The following is a 22,186-nucleotide window of genomic DNA, read 5'->3' as shown; positions in this document are numbered from 1 at the left end:
TTAAAAAAGAGGTAGTATATGGGATTCAACTTCCGCGGACTTGCTTTCAAGCAATCACTGATGATTCTTGTTGCCGTCACGGTCATTGTCGGCCTGATTTTCGGAATCATGACTTCGAAAATGAGTTCGCAACTAGAAGAGATGACCATTGAGAATGGCGAGCAGATTAGCCTTGCGAACGTGACCTACATCGACAAGCTATTCGATGCCGGAAAGCATGTCGGCGAAGATGCCGCGTCGACTTTGAGCAATAGTCGCATGACAAAAGCCGAACTCGACGAGTTCCTGACGCATACGCTTGCGACTGCCCGCAATCTCGTCCCCCATATTGTGGCGGTTGTGGTTGCGTTCGAACAGGGAATGGGGCCGGAGACTCCCAAGGGCGAATTCATGCGGCTTGCGCGGTTTGTGGACAACGAAACAAAGTTGATTACGGGCGCCAACTACCAGGATAAGGAATGGTATGCAAGCACAAGGGATGCCCACTCTAGCCGCTGGCAGGAACCCTTTATCGGTGAATTTGTGGATGAACCCATTGCGGTCTATACGGTTCCCATATTCCATAAGGATAAGAAGGGAAATGAAGTGCTTGCTGGAGTCCTGGCCGTGGATATGTCCATCGAATTCCTCAAGGAAACGGTGGCGGCGGCCCAGGTTCCCAATTCTGGCTTTGCCATGGTCCTCTCCGAAAAGAATGTCCCGGTTGCATTCCCTAAATACATTGCAGAAGGGAGAGGGGAAAAGGAAATAGCGGTCAAGGAATTTAACAATAAGAACTTGGTGCCGTTCGACAGGCGAGGCAAAAAGGACAAGGGCTTGATTCTTGGTTCTGTTGTCGGTGACGAAGAGGCTGCCATTTACTATACGACGATGAAATCCAACAACTGGACTTTCATGGTTGTCTGGCCTGCGCAGAAATTCCTTGAACAAAGACAATCTTCGGTTAGACTTTTTGTGGTGCTTGCGGCCTGCGGCTATGCGGTCTTGCTGGTTATCATGTTGTTGATTTCGTTCAGGGTCGCGAAGCCGCTCAAGGAACTTTCCGCTGCCGCAAAGAAACTTGGCAATGGCGATTTCGACGTGGCGATTCCGCAGATGAAGGGGCACGACGAGGTGGCGGAGTTCGCCTGGGCTTTCTCGAACATGCTTTCTTCGCTCAAGGATCATGTCGAAAGGCAGAAGGACATGAAGCGCATCGAGCGCGAACTCGACCTGGCCCGCAATATCCAGCTGTCGACGCTTCCGAGAGAAGAATGCGAAGAAAATTCCGATGACGACCGCCACGAACTTTCGCAGTTCCTGCTTCCGGCGAAGGAAGTGGGCGGCGACTTTTATGATTTCTTCAAGATAGATAACGATCACTTGTGCGTCATGGTGGGCGATGTCTCGGGCAAGGGTGTCCCGGCCGCGCTGTTCATGATGATTTCCCGAATTATCCTGCGGACGATGACCAAGAACATGAAATCCGTCGTGAATGCGTTTAACAGCACGAACTTCGCGCTTGCGAAACGCAACAGGCTGAACATGTTCGTGACCGTGTGGGCCGGAATCATCGACTTGCGCACCGGCCATGTGGAATTCGCCTCGGCTGGCCATAACCCGCCTGCGGTCCGTCATAGCGATGGCACTGTCGAATTTGTAAATAGCAAGTCGGGACTTGTTCTGGCGGCAATGGAGGATACGCTTTACCAGTCGCAGTCTTTTGATCTCAAGACTGGCGATTCGCTGTTCCTTTTTACCGACGGCGTAACAGAAGCGACTAATTCCCGGGATGAACTTTTTGGCGACAAGAGGTTGCTTGAGACGCTTGAAAGGGGCGGTGATTTGAAACCTGCTGAAACATGCGCCTTTGTCAAGAAGAGTATTGACGATTTTGTGCAGGACGCCCCGCAGTTCGACGATATTACCATGTTGACCATGAAGTTTATTGGCAATGACGAACCGGTGTGGGAACGTTACGAAAAGACCGTAGATGTCGCGAAGGACAATCAGGGCGCTCTCAAATCATTTGTTGAAAATATCCTCACTCCGATGGATGGTGCCAAGAAAATGCAGATGCAGGATGCTTGGCAACGTTATGAAAAAATCGTGGACGTCATTCCTGAAAACCAGGACATTCTTACTGCCTTTGTCGAGGGGATTCTGGCGCCGATGGAGGCGTCGATGAAGTCCCAGATGCAAATCAATATTGCAATCGATGAAATCTACAGCAATATCGTCAAGTTCTCCGGAGCCACAAGCGTGACGCTGATTGTCGAAATCCGCAAGGCTACTCTCGATGCGCGGTTGACCTTTATCGATAACGGGGCTGCTTTCGACCCGCTCAAGCAGGCAGATCCGGACGTGACGTCTTCTGCCGAAGAACGCGAAATCGGTGGCCTTGGAATATTTATTGTCAAGAAGACGATGGATAGCGTCAGTTACCGCAGAAACGGCGACCAGAACGAACTTGCAATTACAAAGAGGCTCAGCTAAGAATAACGGCTATTTTCGGCTGAGCTCGAGTACGTAGTCTGCTGCGTTCACAAAATCCTGGGCGTGTTCGATTGCGATGACGGTGTGGCCGGCATCGGTAAGCCCGTGGATGAGTTTTAGCAGATGCTGGATATCCTTTTGATGGAGCCCTCGCGCGGGTTCGTCGAAGAGGAATAGCGTGTTGGGGGCCTTCGCGCGTGCAAGCGCGATTGACAGTCGCAACCTTGCTCGCTCGCCACCGGACAGGTGCGCTGTCGTTTGCCCAAGCTTCAGGTATTCGAGCCCGGTATCCACGAGAGGCTTGAGTTTGTCTGCAAACGGCTTGAGGTTGGAGAATAGCTTGTATGCACTGCCGACTTCCAAATCGTAGATGTCGGCGATGGAGAGTGACTTGAACCGGACTTCCAGGATTTCGTCTTTAAAGCGTTTGCCGAGGCAGACAGGACATTCGGACTCTTCGTAGCCTGCGGGGTCGAGGATGACTCCCTCGCCCTTGCAGTTTTCGCAGCGGCCGCCGGGGGCATGGGTTGCGAATTTGGATGCGGTGTAGCCCCGGACTTTGCTTTCGGGAAGCTTCGCGAACAGTTCGCGAAGAATCGTGTTCAGGTTGATTGCGGAGGCTACGGTGCTCCGGCGGTTGCCGTGGAAATCGCCTGTCGATAGGATGGATAGCGCCTGGATGCCGAGAGGACTGAATTCTCCTCGGGTTCCGCGGTAGGCGAGGTTACGGAAGAGAAGGGTCGACTTTCCGCTGCCGCTCTGGCCTGTGATGACGCTGAATTTTTGCACCGGGAACCACGCCGAAACTGGCTTCATGTCGAAAAGGGCGAAATTCTCGATTGCGATGGCGTTCGTCTTTGAGGGCTTGATCCTTGTGCTTGCCTGCTTCCGAATTCCGAGTTCTCTTAACCAGTTGCCGGTGGGCGAATTGGGGTTCTCCAGCACCTCTTTCGCTTTTCCCTGGAATAGGATTTCTCCGCCCTTTTCTCCCGCTCCGGGTCCCATTTCGATGATCCAGTCTGCACGCCTGATGATGCCTGGATTGTGCTCGATAAGCACGAGGGTGTTTCCGCGGGATTGGACCTTCTTGAGGACTTTCCAGAGGGCGTCGACATCGCACTCATGCAGTCCGCTTGCGGGCTCGTCAAGGACGATGAGCAGGTTGTTCAGGAGTCCGGTGGAAAGGCTCGATAGCCTTAGGCGCTGGATTTCACCTCCGGAAAGGGTCGAGGCGCTCCGTCCTCCCGTCAGGTAGCCGATTCCCAGTTCGTTGATGGCTCGGATGCGGTCGACGAGAGTGTTGAATGCGGGAAGCTGTTTTGCTGTAAGGCGCTTGTCGAAAAGGGTGTGCAGCAGGCTTTCGAGCTTTGCGAACGGCGTGTCCAGAACGTTTTTCCAGGTGGTTGGACTCTTGCTGGGAGCGCCATCTCCCTGGCCCTCGACGGTTGCGCTTAGGATGCTCCCGTTCAGCCGGAGTCCCTTGCAGCGAGGACATTCGGAACCCTCGTCGCCGTTTTCTGATTCGATGATGCCGGTCCCTGCACATTCAGGGCAAACGCTCTCGCGGGTGTAGGGCGAGAGGTCTTCTGCGGCAAGTGGCCTTGAAAGCTGCTCTCCGTGGTCCGGGCAGCGTGGCACGGTGCTGTAAACCTTGCGGGTCCCATCGATGTCAAGCGTGATTCCGCCGTGGGTGAGTTTCAGTGCGCCGTCTACAGCTTCGGCGATGCGGGTGCGGGTGTTCTCGCGAACAATCACGCGGTCCACGACAATGAAAAATTCTTCGGGAACAATCCTGCGTTCGCTGTCGGTCAGGTCGGCTAGCGAGTAGCTGACTCCATCGGCCATGGCTCGCGTAAAGCCCTGGGCCAGGAATACTGCCGAGAGCTTGTCGAGGTTGGAGGCGGATTCGACTTTCGCCAAAAATTGCAGCTTGGTCCCCTGCGGTAATCCTGCGATTTCTCGGATGATGTTCTCGCGACTCTGGCTTTCCATGGGTTTCCCGCATTCGGGGCAGGCGGGCCTTGCGTTGGCGGCAAAAAGCGCCCGCAAGGTGTTGTCGCATTCCGAGATGCTCAACGCGTATGCCTTGGCTGGGGCTTCCCCGTGGCTTGGTCCTACGGCAAGACTTGCTGGCAGGCCATCGGCACTGTCGAGTGGGATAATGCGTCTCCCGCCCAGAAGTTCAGCGGCAAAAGGCGATAGAGTCTCGAGATAGCGACGCTTGGATTCTCCATGCAGGGTGTCGAGAACGAGTGTCGATTTTCCGCAACCCGAAGGACCGCAGACAACGGTAATCTTGCCCAATGGAAATTGGGCGTCCACATTTTTTAGATTGTGCAGTCTGCAGCCACGTATCGAAATAAATTCGGGCATGGAATAGAGCTTATTCCCTTATCGTGAATCGCAGTTCGCCGAACGGGGTGCAGAGGTCCATGTTGTCGAGGTTGTTCGTTTCGATTCCTGCGAACATGCGGTATCCGCCGCCGATGGAAATTTCGAGCATCTTGGTGATGCGGTAGTTGAAATGGGCCGAAATATCCGCCGTGAAGAAGTAGTCTTCGGATTCGAAAGCTTCATCGTCGGGTTCCATCACGTAGAGGGCTCCGCCGCCCACGTTGATGGGGACAGAAAACGCAATTTTGTCGAATCGGAGCGGGAAAAGCTCAATGAAGCCGCCGAACGACATGTACTTGATCATCTGCTTTTCTTTGACATTGTGGTTGCGGACATCGCTTAGGAGCCTGTCGACCCACATGCCCGTCGAGAAGATGGGCGCAATGTCGAGACCGATGCGGAGATTTGCGAAGATGGCTCCGTCGTCGGCCACAAGCACGTTGCCGCCGCTTACTCCGATAAGGGCCTTGAGTCCGCCTTCGGATTTTTCCTCGGTGACGGGCGTGTCGCCCATGCCTGCCAGTTCGGCGTAGCTCGAGCCGACGCAGAAGAAAAGCAGAAGGCAAATGGCGATGGCCTTCGTGGAAAGCCTATTTTTCTTGGTCTGACTTTGCATTGTGGACATCCTCCAGGGTTGCGGTCCAGTTCCACTTCTTTTGTGAAGATTCCGGCCAGTAGCAGATGGTCCACACGAGGCTGTTGCCGCATAGGATAATGGACCAGACTCCGAAAAAGAGGAACAGCACCAACGGGATAAAGGCGAGAGAGCCATAGAAAATGGACATGCGTGTTACCATCGCTGTCTGGATGAGCATGAGAATCTTCACGTAAATGTTGATGGCGATCCATGCAATGATGGTTGCCATGAGCGAAACGGCGAAGAGCTTGCTTTTGCGATAGGGCGGCTTGACTCCGGTTTCCCTTTGTCTGAGGCTTCTGGCCGGGAGCGCGTAGAGCATCAGGAAAATGAGGAGCATTGCCGCAAAATGAAACGCGATATACCAGAATGCGGTAATGAGGACCTTGAGCAGTTCCGGCGAGAAGTGGAAGCCGTCGACGACTATCATGGTGAGGACGTCTTGCACATGGTTCACGAATCCTGCGAACATTCCGATGAAACCGGCGAATATGAGCAGGAAGGGCGTGTAGACCTGGATCTGCCTAAACAGCGTTCTCGAGGTCTTGACTTCCCATACGACATTGAAGTTTGTTTCCAAACTGCCGAAAGCGAGAATGAAGGTGACGAAAAGGCCAAGGGCACCGATGAATCCGAGTTTGCCGATAGGAATGTGCTCGGCGTTTTGCACGATGTCGATGATTTGTTCGGTAGGCCAGTCCAGGTTAAGAACGTCGATGATGATGGGCAGGTAGTCGGACATGAACCCGCCAAACCCCACTGCGAGCGTTATTGAGGTGAGCAAAATGAGAAGCGGGACAACCGCCACGAGAGTGGTGTAGGTAAGACTTGCCGCTCGGGTCATTCCGTGATAGTACAGGAATGATTTTCCCGTAACGACAATGACCTTCACAAACGAAGGTGACCTTTCGGCAATGGAGTCGAAAAGCCATTCCCAGGAGAAATTCTTCCACCAATTGGGCATACGAATCCAAATATAGAATAAATATGGCTGAAACGGGTGTAAATGCTTTTTAAGGCCGGCAAGAGGGGCTTATTTGATGACTTCGACGGTTAATTTGTTGAATGCGAGCTTGCCGCCATCGCGGAGTTCGAGTGCCGCGCGGAAGGTGGTCTCGTTCTTCTTGAACGGCTCGAGGACGGGCGTGAACTTGTTTTTGAGCAGGCCTTCGACTTCTTCGTCGCTGAATTTGCGCTGGTAGAACACCTGCGGGATGCCGTAGCCACATTGCGGGCACACGTAGGCGCCGCTTTCGGTTGTGCCTTGCGGGCCGCTTTGCTGGGAAGTGCTGCCGCGGAAGCGCAGGCTGTCGCCGCAGACGGGGCAGGGGAGGTCCCTGTGCTGGAACTCGAACACGGCGCGGCCCTTGTCGGCGCCTTCGCCCCACTTGAGAGCGGCCGCGAATTCGGTTCCCTTCTTGCTCTTGAATCCCTGAATGAGCGGCGTGTGCCCGCTCCCGAATAGTGCCGCGATTTCCTTTGCGGTAAGCGTATGGCCTGCGATGGTTTTGAAAAGCGTGAAGTTGCAGTCGTTTGTCATCCCCGGCTCTTTTCCATTTGTCATCCCCGGCTCCGACCGGGGATCTTTGGACGGTGCAGCTCCCGTGCAGAAAATCGCGTTCTTGTTCTCTTCGAGCGGGTTTCCGCACAGCGGGCACTTGTAATCCGTCTTTTGCCCGTGGAACTTGCCGTCGCTTTCGAAGGCGAAATTGATATTGAAGTCCTTGTCGAGCGTGAGCTTGGCCGAGAATTCGGAGCCTTTCTTGCTCTTGAAACCGGAAAGCGGGCCGACGGTTTCGCCGGCGAGGAGCGCCTTGACTTCGGAATGGGCGAGCATCTTGCCTGCCACGGTGTGCCCGAACCTGAAGCCGCATTCCGCATTGGGGCACACGTAGCCCCACGGGGCGGTGTCGAGCGCTCCGCCGCACTTGGGGCAGTTCAGCTTTTCGGTCGCGGCCTCGCGCTCGAACTGGCAGGCATAGCGGGCATGCAAGTCTGCAAAGAGCTGCTTCACGTACTCCACGATGCCGTCGCGGAATTCCACGGGCGTGAGCTGCCCTTTCTCGACCTGGGAGAGCTTGTACTCCCATTCACCCGTCATCTCGGGCGATTTCACCTTCTCGTCCATGAGCGCGATGACTTCGCGGCCTCGGGCGGTACTCACCAGGTAATTTTTCTGCGCCTCGATGAACCCGCGCTTCTTGAGCGTCTCGATGATGCCCGCCTGCGTGGCCGGCGTTCCGAGCCCGCGGTCCTTCATGGCCTCGGCGAGTTCCTCGTTCTCGATTTGCTTTCCCGCAGTCTTCATTGCAGCAAGGAGGGTCGCCTCGGTGTAGTACTTGGGCTTGCTCTTCTTTTTCTTCTGCAGTTCTACGCTGTCGAAGGGGGAGGTGTCGCCCACGTTCCATTCCGGGAAGGCTTCGACCAGGTTCGTGATTTCGTCGCTGTCGCCCTTGCCCTCGGCGCCTCCGTCAGCTTTTCCGGCCTCCGCGCCGGCATCGCCCTTCTTTCCTTTCGTCTTTCGTCTCTCGTCTTTCGTCTCTTTTACCAGCGCGCGGAATCCCAAATCCTCGTTCCGCTTCAGCTTCAGTCTAAACAGGTCTAGATTTTTTGATTTCGGGTCTGGATCCTTCGACTCCGCTGACGCTTCGCTCAGGATGACGTCCATCTCGCTCCACACGTACGGCTTGAGCCATGCCTGCACAAAGCGTTCCTTCGCCAAATCGTAAATCTTCTGCTCCATTTCAGGCAGCCCGTTCGGGGTTTCGCCGGTCGGGATGATGGCGAAGTGGTCGGTGACCTTGCTCGAGTTGATGAAGACGAAATTCTCGCTTTCGCTGCGCATTACGCCCTTCTGTTCGGGGCTGGCGAGCCTCTGGGCGAGCGCGTAGGCCTCCTGCTTCATGGTGTCGGGCAGGTATTGCGAGTCGGTACGCGGGTAGGTGAGCAGCTTTTTTTCGTAGAGGTTCTGCGCGCAGTCCAATACCTGCTGGGCGCTGAACTTGAAGCGTTTGTTGCCTTCTTTCTGCAGTTCCGTCAAGTCGAAGGGTTTCTGCGGGAACTGCTTCTTTTGCTGGGTGTCGATTTTTGCGATGGTCGCCGGTGCAGGCGGCTTGCAGCGCTCCACGACCGCATTCGCCTCCGCTTCCTTCTCAAAAACCGCGACTTTTAAACCTTCGGACTTCTTGTCAGATTCCTTTTCAGAAGCATCTCTTTCGTCTTTCGCCTTTCGTCTATCGTCTAATACATATTGCGCCTGGTACCCTTTCCATGTGCCGACGACGCTGTAATAGTACAGTTCCTTGAATTGCTCGACGATGGTGTCGCGTTCCACGACCAGGTTCAAGGTCGGCGTCTGCACGCGGCCCACCGAAATCATTTTCCCGCGCCCGGCGGTGAGCGTGTAGGCGCGCGTCGCGTTGAGCCCTACCATCCAGTCGGCACGTTGCCTAAGGCGGGCGGCGTAGCTCAGGTTCACGCGCTGCGTGGCGTCTTCCAGGTTCTTCCACGCCTTGTCCAAGTCCTTCGCCACGTAGCTGTTCACCCACAGGCGCTTGATGGTCTTCTGCTTGAAAGCGGGCGTAAAGTCGAGCACCAAATCGAAAATCAGGTTTCCTTCGCGGCCGGCATCCGCGCCGTTCACGAGCACGTCGGCCTGTTCCATCATCTGGCGTACCACCGCGAGCTGCTTCTTGGTGCTCTCGATTTCCATGAGGCGGAACTTTTCGGGCAACAGCGGCAGGTTCGAAAGCCGCCAGCCTCCCTCGTAACCGGGGTAGGCGTCGAGCGGCGCGAGCGTAATCAGGTGGCCCACGCACCAGGTGATGCAGTGGTTCTTGCCGATAAGGCATCCGTCGCCCTGCGTGAACTTCTCTCCCTCGATCCGCTCGAGCATCGGGCGGTAGTGCTGGTTTGCAACAGAGGGCTTTTCGGCGACGAGAAGAATCATGGTTGCCGAAAAGATATAAAATTGATGTGCGTCTAGGCCTGCTGTTTCCAGTGTTTTAGTTGCGAAAGGTGCGAGTCGAAGAACTTGCGTCTTTCTGTTTCCGGCATGTTTTCGGGGTTAGGCATGTGCGAAAGCAAAAAGTCCAGCAGTGTATTCTTGTCGGCGTAGGCGAACTTGCCGTCGGCATAGCACCACTTGCAGTAATCCTCGTTGAAGTTGCCGTCGACTTCGCGGCTGATCATCGCGTCGTCGCCGAGGGGCATGCCGCAACACTGGCAAAAGAGCTGACGCGGCGCGCCGAGCAGCGTATTGATGGAAACGTTGAATTCGCGAGAAAGCACCTTGAGCATTTCGGTGTTCGGCTGAGTCTCGCCGGTTTCCCAGCGGCTTACGGCTTGCCTGGTCACGTGAATGCGTTCAGCCATCTGGTCTTGCGTGAGGTTGTGCTTTTCGCGGATGTTTTTCAAAATCTCTTGGGTCGTCATGAAATCTCCTTTGTTCGATTACGGAGTCAAATATACCTACGGCCTGGCGCAAATGCAAGAAACAGGCTGTTGCGTAGTGTAAAAGATAAACTAGTCTTTTGATGGGACTTGTCTCGGCATCTTCAGGTTCAGGGGGCGGTAAAGCTCGTCGTATATCTGTTGGAGCTGTTTCGGCTCGAAATCGTAAAGGCGGAAAGTTCCAATGACGCTTCTTGCGGTATCGAGGTTGCCGAGATTCCTCCCGACCTGGATATGCTTGAAACCGACAATATTGATTGCCCGCATAAGGGGGAGAAGTTCGCGTAGAACTCGCTTGTTGTTGCCGCTTTCCAGTATCAGGACAATCCAGTCGCTATCGGGAAAATCGTTGAACCGTCTAGCTTGACGCACCATAGCCAGGTCCTTGGCGATTAAATTGAACGGGGACAACGGCTTGATTTCTGCGTGTGGAAAGTCTCGGTTGCGGATAGTTTCCAGTGAATTCGGAGGTCGCTCTCCCGAAAATCCGTCGCCGGTCATTGCGATGAACGCTCCGGTGGAATCGGTGATGTAGGCTTTGCTGGAATCGGAATGTAGCGCCCATATCTTTTTACCGGGGTCGTCTTCCGCTTCCTTCTGGATGGCGACGTATAGGACTTCCGGTTTTTTCTTTTGATAATCTTCTGATGAGGGATTGATGAGTTCCGTCAAAACGGTGTAATAGGTGTTCGGCTGGAACCCGCGCCGTGCTCCTATCACGAAATAGCTGTCGGTGACGGCGACGGCCAAATTCAGTAGTGAAGGATCGTCTGCTTCAAAAGGAACAGGGACATCTTCATACATGCCGTCGGTCCCTGCGCTCGACTCTTCCTTCGGTGCTGAGCACGCTCCCGCAAGAATGCCAATGATTGCAAAAAGAAAAAATTTTTTCATACAGCATTTTCAAAGATAATAAAACGGATAGTCGTTGCTTCGGTCTTTTTTATGCGGCGGGGAACACCGTGAGAACAAATTTTCGTGTAAAGTAAGATTTTACAACCGCTTTGCCAAAAAAAATGCTAAAATTATATTTGTAAGCGTGAGGACCTCGGGTCAAGCGCCTACGAAATTAGCCCCTGTCACCCCGGCAGGGGCTTTTTCTATACATTCCGGCGTTGTTCCTGCGTCTTTTTACATCTGTAAACGCTTTTCCGCACAAAAACTCCCCGAGTCAGGCCTTAAAAGTCTATTTTTTAGAAAACCGCGCAAATGCGCAAAGGGATTGAAAATGATCGACGTGAAGGGCAAGTGGACCTTGATTACCGGCGGCTGCCGTGGGGTAGGCCGTCTCACCGCCATCGAGATGGCGAAACTTGGTGCAAACATTATCTTGCAGGGGCGCGACAAGGCGCATGCCGAACCTGTGATAGAAGAAATCAAGAAGTTCGGTGTCGAGGTGCGTGCCGTGGGCTGCAACCTCGAGAGCGAAGCAGAAATCGATGCCGCCCTTGCCGAAATCGACAGCTGGGGCGTGCAGGTGGACCTCGTGTTCAACAACGCGGGCCTCATGAGCCACTACTTCACCGACTATCTCACCAACACGATGGACGATTTCCACCACGCGATGGCCGTGAACTTCTTTGCCCCGATCAAGATTGCCTACCACTTCTTGCCGGGCATGATCCAGCGCGGTTTCGGCCGCATGCAGCTCACCACGAGCGGTATCGCCAATGAACCCGAGCTGATGGGCTACGCCTGCGCAAAGGCCGCCCTTACCAAGTTCGTGAAGGATTTCGCCTGCAAGCTCAACGGCACCGACGTGATGATGAACGTGATGGACCCGGGCTGGCTCCGCACGGACCTTGGCGGCCCGAACGCCCCCAACGCTCCCGAAAGCGTTATCCCGGGCTCGATGGTCTCCGTGATGCTCGACGACAAGAAGAGCGGCCGCTGGTTCAGTGCCCAGGAATTCACCGGCATGACCCTCGCCGACGCCGTCGAGAAGGGCAAGTCGGTAGAGGCTTGACAAGAAATTCCGCTTCGGAGAGAGCCTGTCGCTATGTCGACGGGCTTTTTTTCGTGTTCGGTTGACCTGTTTTCCCTGTCTATTTATATTTCTAGGCATGAACAATTCTCAATCCCGCAGCAAGCTTCGTGACGAAGTATATACCCAGATGATGTGCGCCCAGGCGCGCCTCAGTAAAGACCAGAATACCCAGATGGGGGCGGTGCTCGTGAGTGCCGAAGGCCGCGTGATAAGCACCGGCTATAACGGCGCCCCCGCAGGTTTTGATGACGAGACTGTGCCGTACACCCGCGAAAAGCAACTGCTGGCCTACGACCTGCTCGATGCCGACACGGGCGAACTCCTGAGCCACCACGAGTTCGAGGCGAACAAGTACCCCTTTATGGTGCATGCCGAAATCAACGCGCTCCACTATGCCCGCGGGAAGGTGCCTCCCGGCTCCAAGCTGTACGTGATTGGGTTCCCGTGCGAACGCTGCGCGCTTGACGTTAGCCTTTCCGGCGTGTCCGAAGTGTTCGTGACCAAGGACGATTATGACCCGAAGTCCACCCTCAACAACAGCCGCGATACTGCCTACTACATGTTCGCGCAGGCTCATATCGTGGTGACCCTCTGCGGCAAGCGTATCCGCCCCGTGGTCTCCAAGCCCGCGGCGAAGTAGTATTTTTTGCAAGGAAAATAGGAAGGAACGGTGATGAAAATGCTATATCTTATGGCTCTTGTCTTGTTGTTCATGGTGGGTTGTGGCTCCGATGACGATTTTAGCCCGGTCAGGAAAAACGACGATGCCGGACTGAGCGGGGAATCTTCGAGCTCTTCGGCCAAATCAAGCAGTTCGATTAAGCAGAGTTCGTCATCGAGTTCTGTTGACGGAAATTTGGAGAGTAGTTCTTCGGAGTTTCGCCTTTCGACTACGCGGACTCTTTATCCTTTATCGCCACCCTTGACAGAAAAGGGAATTCAGTTCAATTCGGATATCGACTACGGCACTATGACAGACAAGCGCGATGGCCAGACCTATAGGACTGTTGAAATCGACGGGCTGACATGGATGGCAGAAAACCTTAACTTCGCCGATTCTGTCGAATACCCACTCTTAGAGGAGGGAACGCTCTGTTTCAACGACGAGGAGGCTAATTGCGATGTGTATGGACGCCTCTACAACCGCAGGGCGGCAATGAATTCAGTCCGGTGCGCCTGGGGGGATTCCTGCTTCCATGAAAGGGGTGCGGTACACCAGGGAATCTGCCCGGACGGATGGCATATACCGACTGGAGAGGAACTTGCGTCATTGGACGACCTAGCGATTGAATTAAGGTCGGCAAAGGGGTGGAGGGGCACCGATGCCTATATCTCGCCGGGACATGATACCTACGGCTTTTCGTCCATTGGTTCTGGTGCCTATTGCGCTGGGTTCGCACAATCTAACGAAGGTTTCGAACATATAGGGGAATCTGATTTCTTCTGGTATACGACTACCTCTAATTGGCAATCTGAATACGTGTTCTATGCGCTTATTAATGGGCGCACCAATAGGGCTGCTAGTGAGATGTACCATGATGAACTTTATATCAGTGTACGCTGCGTAAAGGATTATTAGGGGCTTAGGGGGTAACATGAAAGGCTCTATGTTTTGTAAGATTCTAGGTTTGACAGCTTTTGCTTGGGGAATGGCATGCGTTACCGCGTGTGGCGATGACGAGAGCAATTTCATTGCATACGGCGAAGATTGGGAATCATCAAATTCGCAAAAGGCGAAATCTTCTTCGTCTTCCAAAGAGAATGCATCCAATGTTGAACTTTCGTTTGGGCGCATGACGGATGAACGTGATGACCAGGTCTACAAGACGGTGAAAATAGGCAATCGCGAATGGATGGCGGAAAACCTCAACCTTCGTTATTTGCAACCGACAGATTCGCTGGATTCCAGCAGTTTTTGCTATGATAACTCCGCCGAAAATTGTGAAAAATACGGAAGGCTATACATATGGAGTGCAGCAATGGATAGTGCAGGGGTGTACACTTCGGAATCTATTGGCAATGGTGTTGGCACGCTCTGCTTCTCGGTTTACCCTATACAGGGAATTTGTCCGGAGGGGTGGCATCTGCCCAGTGAGTATGAATGGAATGAACTGAAATCCAAGGTGAATGTGGGTGTTGCTTTGAGGTCTACGTATGACTGGGAATATTCGAACGGGACGGATGATTTTTCTTTTACGGCTTTGCCGGCAGGTCTCGCTGTTAATGGAACCTATAATTTCTTGCACACCCGCGCGTTGTTCTGGAGTTCGACTGAAGCCTATGGTATAGGCAAAAAAGAAAATAAGGCCAGTTATAACGCGTTTTTCTTGTCTTTGGAATACAAGAGCGAGAGAGAAAGCATTGTTTTATACTCTACGGGCAAGCATCAGGCTTTCTCTGTCCGTTGCCTCAAGGATTACTGATAAGTTGGACTCGGTGTCCCTAAAAAAAGACTGCTTTTTTGTGCATTGTTTATGCGAATGACACTTTCTGTCGTTCGCATTTATTATATTAGTGCACATGGTAGCAGTAAACAAGTCGAAGAAAGAAATTGAATACCTCTGCACGGACTGCGGTAACACGACGCCCAAGTGGGTCGGGAAGTGCCCGTTCTGCGGGGCGTGGAATACCCTCAAGGAACATGCGGTAGAGCCTGTCAATACGGGGGCTGCGCGTGGCGGGCGCGGGCTTGGAGGTCCGGTCCATCAGGTCGTGGCACTCAAGGATGTGGCTACGGAAGACACGCGGCGGCTGAGCACCGCCAATACGGAATTCGACCGCGTGCTCGGAGGCGGGCTTGCGCCAGGTTCCCTGGTGCTCATCGGTGGCGATCCCGGGATAGGCAAGTCCACCCTGGTGCTCACGACTCTCGCCACGATGACAGCCGCCGGCGTGAAGACGCTGTATGTGAGCGGGGAAGAGAGCGCTTGCCAGGTGAAACTCAGGAGCGAACGCCTGAACATTTCTGGTTCCGACATGCTGCTCCTGTGCGAGACGAGCCTCGAGAAGATCGTGGAACACGCGAAAGAGGTCAAACCGCAGGTCATGGTCATCGACTCCATACAGACGGTTTACAAGGGCGACCTCTCGGGCACTCCGGGGTCGGCGGCCCAGCTTCGCGAATGCACTCTCGACCTCATGGTGTTCGCGAAGAATACGGGCTGCATCACCATCCTCATCGGGCATGTGACGAAGGACGGGCAAATAGCGGGGCCGCGCATCCTCGAGCACATGGTCGATACGGTCGTCTACTTCGAGGGCGACCGCAACCACCAGTACCGCCTGCTGCGGACCATCAAGAACCGTTTCGGCGCGACCGACGAGGTGGGCGTTTTCGAGATGACGAGCCACGGGCTGGAGTCGGTGGCGAACCCGAGCAAGGTCTTTTTGCAGGAGAATATCCCGCCTACGCCGGGAAGCGTCGTCTGCTGCACGATGGAAGGGACGCGCGCTCTCCTGTTCGAGACGCAGGCGCTCGTGAACCAGACGGGTTTTGCCGTGCCTCAGCGCGTGGCCGCGGGTATCGACCCGAAGCGTCTCACGATTATCCTCGCCCTGCTCGAGAAGTTTGGCGGAGTGTCGATAGGCGCATCCGACGTGTTCGCGACGATTGCGGGCGGCATGAAGGTGACTGACGCCTCGTCCGATCTCGCGCTCGCTCTTGCCATCGCGAGCAACCACCTGGGTATCCCGCTCGGCCGCCAGACCATCGCGGTCGGCGAGCTCGGACTTTCAGGCGAGGTCCGCAGCGTGAGCCTTCTGGACCAGCGGATCAAGGAGGCCATCCGGTTGGGGATGGTGGAGGCTGTCGTCCCTGCCAATGGCCGCCTGCCCGAGAACCTCGGCAATATGAAGGTGGTGCGCATCCGGAGCCTTTCAGAAGCTATTTCCTGGCTCATGGACAAGAAGTAACCTCCCTGACCCCAAAAAGGAAGCCCCGCATTGGTGCGGGGCTTCTTAAATCCGTTAGAGGTTTTGACTACTCGTCGTCATCGTCGCTGTGTTTTCTCTTTTTCTTCTTTTTCTTTTTCGGCATGGCGTCGTCAGAAACAGAAGACTTCTTGCCGGAACCCTGCACGACCACTTCGGCGGCCTTTTCACCCGGCTTGGTAAAGCCGTACTGGCGCGGGTCGAAGCCGGCGGGGAACTTGGTGCGGCTGTCGTAGATGACCTTCTTGGCGGTGAACTTCTCGATCTTGGCGTCGCTCAGGTCGGCACCGGAGAAGTCGACGTTCTCCATCTTGGTGTCGGCGTCGATCTTGACGTTCCTCATCTTGGCGTTGGTGAAACGCACCTTCACGAGCTTGGCACCGGCGAAGCTAGCACCGTTGAGCTGGGTGCCGATGAAGTCGGTCTGCTCGATCGTGGAGTTCGAGAGGTTGGCCTTGTCCATGTCTGCGCCGTCGAAGATGTTCTTCTTGATGTAGGCGCCATCGAACACGGCTTTCGTAAGTTCGGTTCCGCGGAATTCGCACTTGTTCACTTCGGTATCGAAGAAGGAGGACTTGCTGAGCTTCGCCTTGTCAAAGTTGCTCTTGGAAACAGAGCCCTTGTCGAAGACCACGCCGGTCAGGTCCTGTCCGGTGAACTTCATGTTCTTCACGGTGGACTGGGCGAACTTGGCCTTCTGGAGCTGTGTCTTGGAGAGGTCGACGTCGTTGAATTCGGTCAGCGAGAGGTCCGCTTCCTGGAGGTTCACGTTCTGGAACTCGGCACCGCTGAAGTTAGCCTGGGAAAGACCCGCCTTGGCGAAGTTCACGTTGATGAGGTCAACGCCCTTGAAGTTCGCGGCGATGAGGTTGCAGGCCGTAAAGTCGGTCTTCACGATGGTCGCCTTCTTGAGGTTCACTTCGCCCATCAGGGAGCGGGAGAAGTTGGCGTTCGTGAGGTTTGCCTTGCTGAGGTCGGCACGGGTAAGGTCCACGTCCATGACGGAGGCCTGCGTGAAGTCCACCTTGCTGAAGTCCGTTTCGTCGGCCACCTTCATGGCGTCGAGGCGGGCATTCTTGAAGTTTACGTTCGGGAACTGGCTACCGAGGAGCGTTGCACGGTAGAGGTCGGCCTCTTCCATGTCTGCGCCCTTGAAGTTGGAATTGCGGATATCGGCGCCGCTGATGGTCACCTTCTTAAGGTTCGCGTTCTTGAAGTTCGCTTCGCTAATCACTGCGTTACGGAAGGAGACTTCCGGGAGCTGAGCGCCCTGGAAGTTTATCTTTTCACCGGCGCTGCGCTGGAAGTCGGTCACGTTCTTTTTTGCTTTGGCGTTCGAAAAATCAAACCCGTCGATACGCTTGTCGCGGAAAGACGTGTTTAGATCCTGACCGGAATAATCCTGGGCAAAACCGCTGATCGCCAGTGCGCCAACGAGGCAGAGCCCGAACTTCGTTATCATCTTCATATTCATATACAATTCCCTTTAAGGATAAAAACCAAATAACGGATAGCCCTAAAATAATTAAAAAAAATGACAAATAGCAATAGAAAAGAAAAAAACTTTATAAATAAAAGCTAATTTATACCCCGAAATGGCAAATTTTGCATCAAATCGGTACGATGTGGTGGTTTGCGGGGCCGGTCCTGCCGGTCTCATGGCGGCTTGCACCCTGGGAAGATTGACCGGCGGTGCCAGACGGATTCTCCTTTTGGATAAGAAGGAGCCTTGGAAGGAACCCATTTTCTGTGCAGAAGCGGTTTCTACGGACAGGCTTAACGCCCTTTGGCCCGTGGACCCTTCCTTTGTCCGCGGTTCGCTTTCTGGAATCTATTTCACATCGCCCAAGCGTTATCGCGCGGAATTCTACAGCAAGGATTGCGGTCTCATCCTGGACCGAGCCCGGTTCCATCACTCCATCTCGGATGGCTGTTGCGCTGCGGGCGTGGAATGCCGTTACGACGCTCTGATCAAGAAATTGGAAAAGACGGCGGATGGTTGGAATGTGACGGTCTCGGTCGCGGGCGGCGCGCTTGAAACGGTCTCTGCGGCTGCGGTTGTCGATGCGTCCGGTCCGAGCTGCAGGCTTACCCGTGGAATCGAATGCCTCGAGGGCATCGAGTCGGGCGATACCGACCTCGAACCCGCGATTTTCGCGGTGGCGGAAGGCATCGAGCACAGCCGCGAGCATATTGAACTCTTTTTCGGAAGCGAGTTTCCTGATGGCTACGGCTGGATTTTCCCGCGCGACGGCGTGGAAGTGAATATCGGCTTTGTTCTCGGCAAGAACGTGCGCCACAAGGAACCCCTGCGCAAAAAGCTTCTGGACTTTATCGCTAAGGATTATCCGAATGCGAAGGTGAAGGCCGTCTATGGAGGCACGATTTCGTGTGGGCAGTCGACGAAACCCATGGCCAGGTGCGGACTTTTCAAGGCGGGCGATGCCGCAAGTTGCATGAACCCCATTAGCCGCTCGGGTATCGTGGAAGCCTTGCTCTGTGGAAAGATTGTTGCCGAGTCCGTAAAAAATTGGCTCGATGACGCCGGCGAAAACCGCGAAAAGATCGAAGCCGAAGTTCAGGAACGCTGGATGGCGGCCCTCGGTCGGCAGCACCTGCAGATTGCTCGGGCAAAACCCGGATTCAACAGCATTTCGGATGCGCAGTTCGACCGTGCCGCCAAGAAACTCTCGAAGCTGCCGCGCGAAAAGCAGACTCTCCTCCGCATCTTCTTCGCGGTGCTTTGGGCGTGCCCCACTGTTATCTGGAAAATGCGCTCGTTTATTCGGTAGGAATCGATGATGTCGGGAAATATTGCAGAAAGAGTCGAGGATATCAGGGCCAAGTTCGCTTCGTTTGCCGATCCGGACGACAAGTGGAAATTCCTGCTCGATCTCGCTCGCGCCCACAAGGGGATGGACGCTTCGCTCAAGGCGGAAAAATTCATCATCCAGGGGTGCGCCTCCACGATGTACCTTGTGCCCAAGTTCGATGGCGCCGTTCTCCATTTCGAGATGGATGTCGAGGGCGGCACGACGAACCCGCTGATCAGCCGGGGCCTCGGAGCGCTAGCCCTCAGGGTCTACAACGATTTGCCGCCAAGCGAAATCCTTTCGCTCGACCCCGTGTTTTTTCAGCAGATTGGCTTGAACGTCGGACTTTCGCCGACCCGCTCCAACGGCTTTGCGAGTCTGCTAAAACAAATTTATCTGTATGCGCGCGTCTTTGACGCCATGTCTAAAAAGTAAAAGGTAGGTTAGAATATGGTTAGTTTCTTGAATGGCAAGAGCCCCTTTGACGAAGCAGAAGAAAAGCTGGAAGCGGGGGAGACTGTAAACGGTCGCCCCAAGATGCCAACCGGCCCCATCATGGGCTGGCAAGACGGCGTGTTCCTTTTGGTGGTCATCGCCCTGATTGTCGGCGGCTACCAGTATTACCAGTATGCAAAGCGTTCCAGCGCGGAAACGTTTGCCCGCTGTGATGCGCTTTATCAGGCCGCCCAGGAAGATCCGCAGAAGTATGCGGAAGTGGAAGCATGCTACGACAGCACCTGGGAACTCGGGTTCGTGAGCGATTCCATGGAAGTGCTGCGCCAGAACCGCCAGGGTGCCATTGCCGATATGCGTAGCGCCCAGAAGGATATCCTCGAAGATGCGAAGGGTGCCCTCGACGAGGGCGATACGGTCAAGGCCGTCACAATGCTTCGCAAATATGCCGGCGCCAAGCTCCTTCGCCCCGCTGATGCGGCGGAATGGAACAAGATTTCTGCGATTCCCGTGGCCGAATAAGTCCCGGCGTGGTCTCCATTGCGGAATAATAATGTAGATTGGGGTTATGTCTAGGTTTGTCGAGATTGACGGAATGTCTCCCCGACTGGGGGAACGCGTGTTTGTGGCCGATGGGGCATTTCTCGTTGGCGACGTGGAATTGGGGGATGATTCTTCCGTGTTTTACGGGGCTGTGCTCCGTGGCGACCTAGCTCCGATTCGCGTAGGTATGCGGACGAATATCCAGGATAACGTGACGGTCCATGTTTCGACGGATGTCCCGACAGTCATTGGAAACGAGGTGACCGTGGGGCACAACGCGGTGCTGCATGCCTGCACGATTGATGACAATGTGCTTATTGGCATGGGGGCTATCGTAATGGATGGCGCCCATATCAAGAAAAATTGCATTGTGGGGGCCGGAGCCGTCGTTACCCAGGGCAAGGAATTCCCGGAGAATTCCCTGATCCTTGGTTCTCCCGCCCATGTGGTCCGCGAACTGACTGTTGAAGAAATCGAGAATGTCCGCGGCGGGATGTTCCGCTATGTCGAAATAAAGGACAAGCTCTTGCGCGGGAACGGCTGATGGGTTTCAAGTTCGTATTTCTCATCAATCCCATCAGTGGAGGCGGGCAGGGCAAGGTTATCTTTAACTTCTTGCCCGAAATTATGGCATCCATGGGCTTTGCTGCAGAAGAATGGAAGGCCGAGTTCACCCACTACGAAGGCATGGAAGCGCAGATTCTTGATGCGCTTTCCCATACGGAAACGCTTATCGCGGTCGGTGGCGACGGAACGGTGTCCGCGGTCTTGTCGACGATGCTTGCCTCCGATTTCGCGACCAGGGTGAAGATTGGGCTTATTCCGCTGGGGACGGGCAACGACCTTGCACGCGTGCTAAAGCTCTACAAGCCTTTTGTGGACCAGGGGCTTTTGTTCCTGGTGCGTCGGCTGCTGCGTGCTCCTGCGGTTCCGTTCGATATCTGGAAAGTCAACGGGAAATATGCGCTCGCCAACTACTTTTCGGGTGGTATCGACGCCCGCATCGCGCATGATTTCAACCAGGACCGTGCTAGCGGAGCGATTTCTTCGTCTTCCGTGGTGGCAAACAAGCTGCATTACGTCCGCCGTTTCTTTGCCGACAGGAACTACCGCCTTACGCAGGGCTCTCTCCGCTATGTCGATAAGTACGGCAAGTCGCATAGCCTTGACTTGAAGGGCCACCGCACCTTGATTGTCGGGAATATCCCGAGCTTTGCGAGTGGCGCGAATCCCTTTTTTAGGGCCAATATGGCGGATGGATTCCTGGAGGTGGTCGACGTGCCTAATATGCCCACCTTCTTGCTTGCGATTGCGATAGGGAACATCCCACTGCTCGGCTACATTTTCAAATGCCATTTTCTCAAGTCAATCAAGGTCCATTCTCTTGAAATGACGGTGCGTCCGGACGAGTTCTTGCAGCTTGACGGCGAAGACATGAGTGGCAGGCTGGGCGAAAAGATTTCGATCGAGTTTGCCGCGCAGGTGCAGATGCTGAGGCTGGAGGATTGATGCGTCCGGTCAAGCTATCGGTTGTCCTAGAATGGCTACGGGCCGATGCGGAAACGCGCGTCTCGCCGGAATTCGAAATAACGGGTTTTGCGTCTATAGACTCGGCCGGACCGGCCGATGCCAGCTTTTGGATGGGCGCTTCTGCGAAGAACGAGACGAATGCGAATGGCTTCGCGTCGTCGCTCTTGCCGCGGGTGCGGGCCGGTTTGTTGTTCGTGCCGCGCGATGCTTTCGATGACGCGTGCGAATTGTTTAAGCAGGTGCTCTGCGTCGCCCCTGTCGAAAACCCGTATCATGCGATGGTACTGTTCTTGGAAAAGTTTGCCGCGGACGAACCTGCGCATGCGCCGGCTGTCGCAAATACCGCGCGTGTGCATGCGAGCGCCGTCGTCGAAGGTCGCGTGGGCGAAAATGCGGTCGTGGGCCCGGGATGCGTGGTGATGCGGGGTGCTGAAGTGGGTGACGGCTGTGTCCTGGAAGCAAATGTGACCGTTTATCCGAACGTAAAGATAGGTCGGAACTGCGTGTTCCAGGCGGGCGCCGTTATAGGTTCGCGCGGGTTCGGGTTCTATGAATTTGAGGGCAGGCGCCGGCCGGTCCCACACCTTGCTGGCGTGCGCATCGGAGACAACTGCGGCTTTGGGGCGAATGCAGTGGTGGCCGCGGGATTCTTGAACCCCACCGCGATTGGGGACGGGTGCCAGTTCGATTCGTTTGTTCAAATCGCTCACAACTGCCGATTGGGCAGTGGCGTCTACATGGCCTCGCAGACGGCGGTTGCCGGTTCCGTGGTGGTTGAGGACGGCGTGGAATTCGCGGGAGGCGCGAAGGCCGCGGGCCACTTGACCATAGGCAAGGGGGCGCGCGTCGCCGCGAAGGCGGGAGTGACAAAGAGTGTCCCGGCTGGCCGGACTGTTGCCGGTTTCCCTGCCGAAGAAATTACGCAGTGGCGCCGCTCGATGGTGCGCCTCCGCCAGATGGGGAAGAAGTAGC

Annotated in this window: 19 protein-coding genes; 12 read left to right on the top strand and 7 right to left on the bottom strand. The window is 54.9% G+C overall.

Annotated features, from left to right (window positions below):
* The first annotated feature begins 18 nt into the window (after positions 1-18).
* Entirely contained in the window at positions 19-2,475 is a 2,457-nt protein-coding gene (locus B4B27_RS03615) for a SpoIIE family protein phosphatase (protein ID WP_290723750.1), read from the top strand.
* A 9-nt stretch (positions 2,476-2,484) separates the two neighbouring features.
* On the opposite strand, the gene B4B27_RS03610 is transcribed toward B4B27_RS03615, so the two are convergent.
* The 6 genes from B4B27_RS03610 to B4B27_RS03585 all read right to left on the bottom strand — a co-directional run bounded on the left by B4B27_RS03610 (position 2,485) and on the right by B4B27_RS03585 (position 10,852).
* Positions 2,485-4,797: an ABC transporter gene (locus tag B4B27_RS03610; RefSeq protein WP_290723748.1), complete on the bottom strand. Its 2,313-nt coding sequence runs from the start codon at positions 4,795-4,797 to the stop codon at positions 2,485-2,487.
* 61 nt (positions 4,798-4,858) lie between these two features.
* Positions 4,859-5,485 (bottom strand): hypothetical protein, encoded by a 627-nt coding sequence (locus B4B27_RS03605; RefSeq protein WP_290723746.1) that lies wholly within the window; start codon positions 5,483-5,485, stop codon positions 4,859-4,861.
* Positions 5,460-6,470, bottom strand: coding sequence for a YihY/virulence factor BrkB family protein (locus tag B4B27_RS03600; protein ID WP_173366228.1), 1,011 nt, complete (start codon positions 6,468-6,470; stop codon positions 5,460-5,462). The genes B4B27_RS03605 and B4B27_RS03600 overlap by 26 nt, the downstream gene beginning before the upstream one ends.
* Positions 6,471-6,539: 69 nt before the next feature.
* Positions 6,540-9,455, bottom strand: coding sequence for a DNA topoisomerase (locus tag B4B27_RS03595; RefSeq protein ID WP_290723744.1), 2,916 nt, complete (start codon positions 9,453-9,455; stop codon positions 6,540-6,542).
* 32 nt (positions 9,456-9,487) lie between these two features.
* Positions 9,488-9,940, bottom strand: a complete 453-nt coding sequence (locus B4B27_RS03590) for a zinc ribbon domain-containing protein (protein ID WP_290723741.1) — start codon at positions 9,938-9,940, stop codon at positions 9,488-9,490.
* Between the two features lie 90 nt (positions 9,941-10,030).
* Positions 10,031-10,852 (bottom strand): hypothetical protein, encoded by an 822-nt coding sequence (locus tag B4B27_RS03585; RefSeq protein ID WP_290723738.1) that lies wholly within the window; start codon positions 10,850-10,852, stop codon positions 10,031-10,033.
* Between the two features lie 334 nt (positions 10,853-11,186).
* Here B4B27_RS03585 and B4B27_RS03580 point away from each other — a divergent pair, with 334 nt between their 5' ends.
* The 5 genes from B4B27_RS03580 to radA all read left to right on the top strand — a co-directional run bounded on the left by B4B27_RS03580 (position 11,187) and on the right by radA (position 15,857).
* On the top strand, positions 11,187-11,924 hold the full coding sequence (locus B4B27_RS03580) for an SDR family NAD(P)-dependent oxidoreductase (protein ID WP_290723735.1): 738 nt from the start codon (positions 11,187-11,189) through the stop codon (positions 11,922-11,924).
* A gap of 97 nt (positions 11,925-12,021) precedes the next feature.
* Positions 12,022-12,585: a deoxycytidylate deaminase gene (locus tag B4B27_RS03575; protein ID WP_290723733.1), complete on the top strand. Its 564-nt coding sequence runs from the start codon at positions 12,022-12,024 to the stop codon at positions 12,583-12,585.
* A 33-nt stretch (positions 12,586-12,618) separates the two neighbouring features.
* Entirely contained in the window at positions 12,619-13,524 is a 906-nt protein-coding gene (locus B4B27_RS03570; protein ID WP_290723731.1) for an FISUMP domain-containing protein, read from the top strand.
* Positions 13,525-13,540: 16 nt separating this feature from the next.
* A complete protein-coding gene (locus B4B27_RS03565) occupies positions 13,541-14,368 on the top strand; it encodes a fibrobacter succinogenes major paralogous domain-containing protein (RefSeq protein ID WP_173382430.1) in 828 nt (275 codons plus the stop codon).
* Between the two features lie 97 nt (positions 14,369-14,465).
* The gene (gene radA / locus B4B27_RS03560) at positions 14,466-15,857 is read left to right on the top strand and encodes a DNA repair protein RadA (RefSeq protein WP_290723728.1); all 1,392 of its coding nucleotides are present in this window, start codon (positions 14,466-14,468) and stop codon (positions 15,855-15,857) included.
* 67 nt (positions 15,858-15,924) lie between these two features.
* Here the strand turns inward: radA and B4B27_RS03555 are convergent, their stop codons facing one another.
* Positions 15,925-17,349, bottom strand: a complete 1,425-nt coding sequence (locus B4B27_RS03555; protein WP_173382432.1) for a pentapeptide repeat-containing protein — start codon at positions 17,347-17,349, stop codon at positions 15,925-15,927.
* Positions 17,350-17,470: 121 nt separating this feature from the next.
* Between B4B27_RS03555 and B4B27_RS03550 the strand changes: the two genes are divergently transcribed.
* From B4B27_RS03550 to B4B27_RS03525, 6 genes are read left to right on the top strand one after another with little or no spacing between them, the layout of a single operon-like run.
* On the top strand, positions 17,471-18,667 hold the full coding sequence (locus B4B27_RS03550) for an NAD(P)/FAD-dependent oxidoreductase (RefSeq protein ID WP_290723724.1): 1,197 nt from the start codon (positions 17,471-17,473) through the stop codon (positions 18,665-18,667).
* Positions 18,668-18,673: 6 nt separating this feature from the next.
* The gene (locus B4B27_RS03545) at positions 18,674-19,123 is read left to right on the top strand and encodes a SufE family protein (protein ID WP_290723721.1); all 450 of its coding nucleotides are present in this window, start codon (positions 18,674-18,676) and stop codon (positions 19,121-19,123) included.
* 15 nt (positions 19,124-19,138) lie between these two features.
* Positions 19,139-19,663 carry a hypothetical protein gene (locus B4B27_RS03540; RefSeq protein ID WP_290723718.1) on the top strand — a complete coding sequence of 175 codons (525 nt, stop codon included), beginning with the start codon at positions 19,139-19,141 and terminating at the stop codon, positions 19,661-19,663.
* Positions 19,664-19,709: 46 nt separating this feature from the next.
* Positions 19,710-20,228: a gamma carbonic anhydrase family protein gene (locus B4B27_RS03535; protein ID WP_290723715.1), complete on the top strand. Its 519-nt coding sequence runs from the start codon at positions 19,710-19,712 to the stop codon at positions 20,226-20,228.
* A complete protein-coding gene (locus B4B27_RS03530; RefSeq protein ID WP_290723712.1) occupies positions 20,228-21,193 on the top strand; it encodes a diacylglycerol/lipid kinase family protein in 966 nt (321 codons plus the stop codon). Before B4B27_RS03535 ends, B4B27_RS03530 begins: the two co-directional genes overlap by 1 nt.
* Positions 21,193-22,185 (top strand): UDP-3-O-(3-hydroxymyristoyl)glucosamine N-acyltransferase, encoded by a 993-nt coding sequence (locus tag B4B27_RS03525; RefSeq protein WP_290723709.1) that lies wholly within the window; start codon positions 21,193-21,195, stop codon positions 22,183-22,185. The genes B4B27_RS03530 and B4B27_RS03525 overlap by 1 nt, the downstream gene beginning before the upstream one ends.
* The last annotated feature ends 1 nt before the right edge of the window (position 22,186 follow it).

It is taken from the genome of Fibrobacter sp. UBA2449, assembly GCF_002342555.1.
Classification (GTDB): Bacteria; Fibrobacterota; Fibrobacteria; order Fibrobacterales; family Fibrobacteraceae; genus Fibrobacter.
This window is presented reverse-complemented; position numbering and strand designations above follow the sequence as displayed.

Coding starts and splice junctions, on each gene's coding strand:
- B4B27_RS03615 (WP_290723750.1), top strand. CDS start 19: ATGGGATTCAACTTCCGCGGACTTGCTTTCAAGCAATCACTGATGATT.
- B4B27_RS03605 (WP_290723746.1), bottom strand. CDS start 5,485: ATGCAAAGTCAGACCAAGAAAAATAGGCTTTCCACGAAGGCCATCGCC.
- B4B27_RS03600 (WP_173366228.1), bottom strand. CDS start 6,470: ATGCCCAATTGGTGGAAGAATTTCTCCTGGGAATGGCTTTTCGACTCC.
- B4B27_RS03595 (WP_290723744.1), bottom strand. CDS start 9,455: ATGATTCTTCTCGTCGCCGAAAAGCCCTCTGTTGCAAACCAGCACTAC.
- B4B27_RS03590 (WP_290723741.1), bottom strand. CDS start 9,940: ATGACGACCCAAGAGATTTTGAAAAACATCCGCGAAAAGCACAACCTC.
- B4B27_RS03585 (WP_290723738.1), bottom strand. CDS start 10,852: ATGAAAAAATTTTTTCTTTTTGCAATCATTGGCATTCTTGCGGGAGCG.
- B4B27_RS03580 (WP_290723735.1), top strand. CDS start 11,187: ATGATCGACGTGAAGGGCAAGTGGACCTTGATTACCGGCGGCTGCCGT.
- B4B27_RS03575 (WP_290723733.1), top strand. CDS start 12,022: ATGAACAATTCTCAATCCCGCAGCAAGCTTCGTGACGAAGTATATACC.
- B4B27_RS03570 (WP_290723731.1), top strand. CDS start 12,619: ATGAAAATGCTATATCTTATGGCTCTTGTCTTGTTGTTCATGGTGGGT.
- B4B27_RS03565 (WP_173382430.1), top strand. CDS start 13,541: ATGAAAGGCTCTATGTTTTGTAAGATTCTAGGTTTGACAGCTTTTGCT.
- radA (WP_290723728.1), top strand. CDS start 14,466: ATGGTAGCAGTAAACAAGTCGAAGAAAGAAATTGAATACCTCTGCACG.
- B4B27_RS03555 (WP_173382432.1), bottom strand. CDS start 17,349: ATGAATATGAAGATGATAACGAAGTTCGGGCTCTGCCTCGTTGGCGCA.
- B4B27_RS03550 (WP_290723724.1), top strand. CDS start 17,471: ATGGCAAATTTTGCATCAAATCGGTACGATGTGGTGGTTTGCGGGGCC.
- B4B27_RS03545 (WP_290723721.1), top strand. CDS start 18,674: ATGATGTCGGGAAATATTGCAGAAAGAGTCGAGGATATCAGGGCCAAG.
- B4B27_RS03540 (WP_290723718.1), top strand. CDS start 19,139: ATGGTTAGTTTCTTGAATGGCAAGAGCCCCTTTGACGAAGCAGAAGAA.
- B4B27_RS03535 (WP_290723715.1), top strand. CDS start 19,710: ATGTCTAGGTTTGTCGAGATTGACGGAATGTCTCCCCGACTGGGGGAA.
- B4B27_RS03530 (WP_290723712.1), top strand. CDS start 20,228: ATGGGTTTCAAGTTCGTATTTCTCATCAATCCCATCAGTGGAGGCGGG.
- B4B27_RS03525 (WP_290723709.1), top strand. CDS start 21,193: ATGCGTCCGGTCAAGCTATCGGTTGTCCTAGAATGGCTACGGGCCGAT.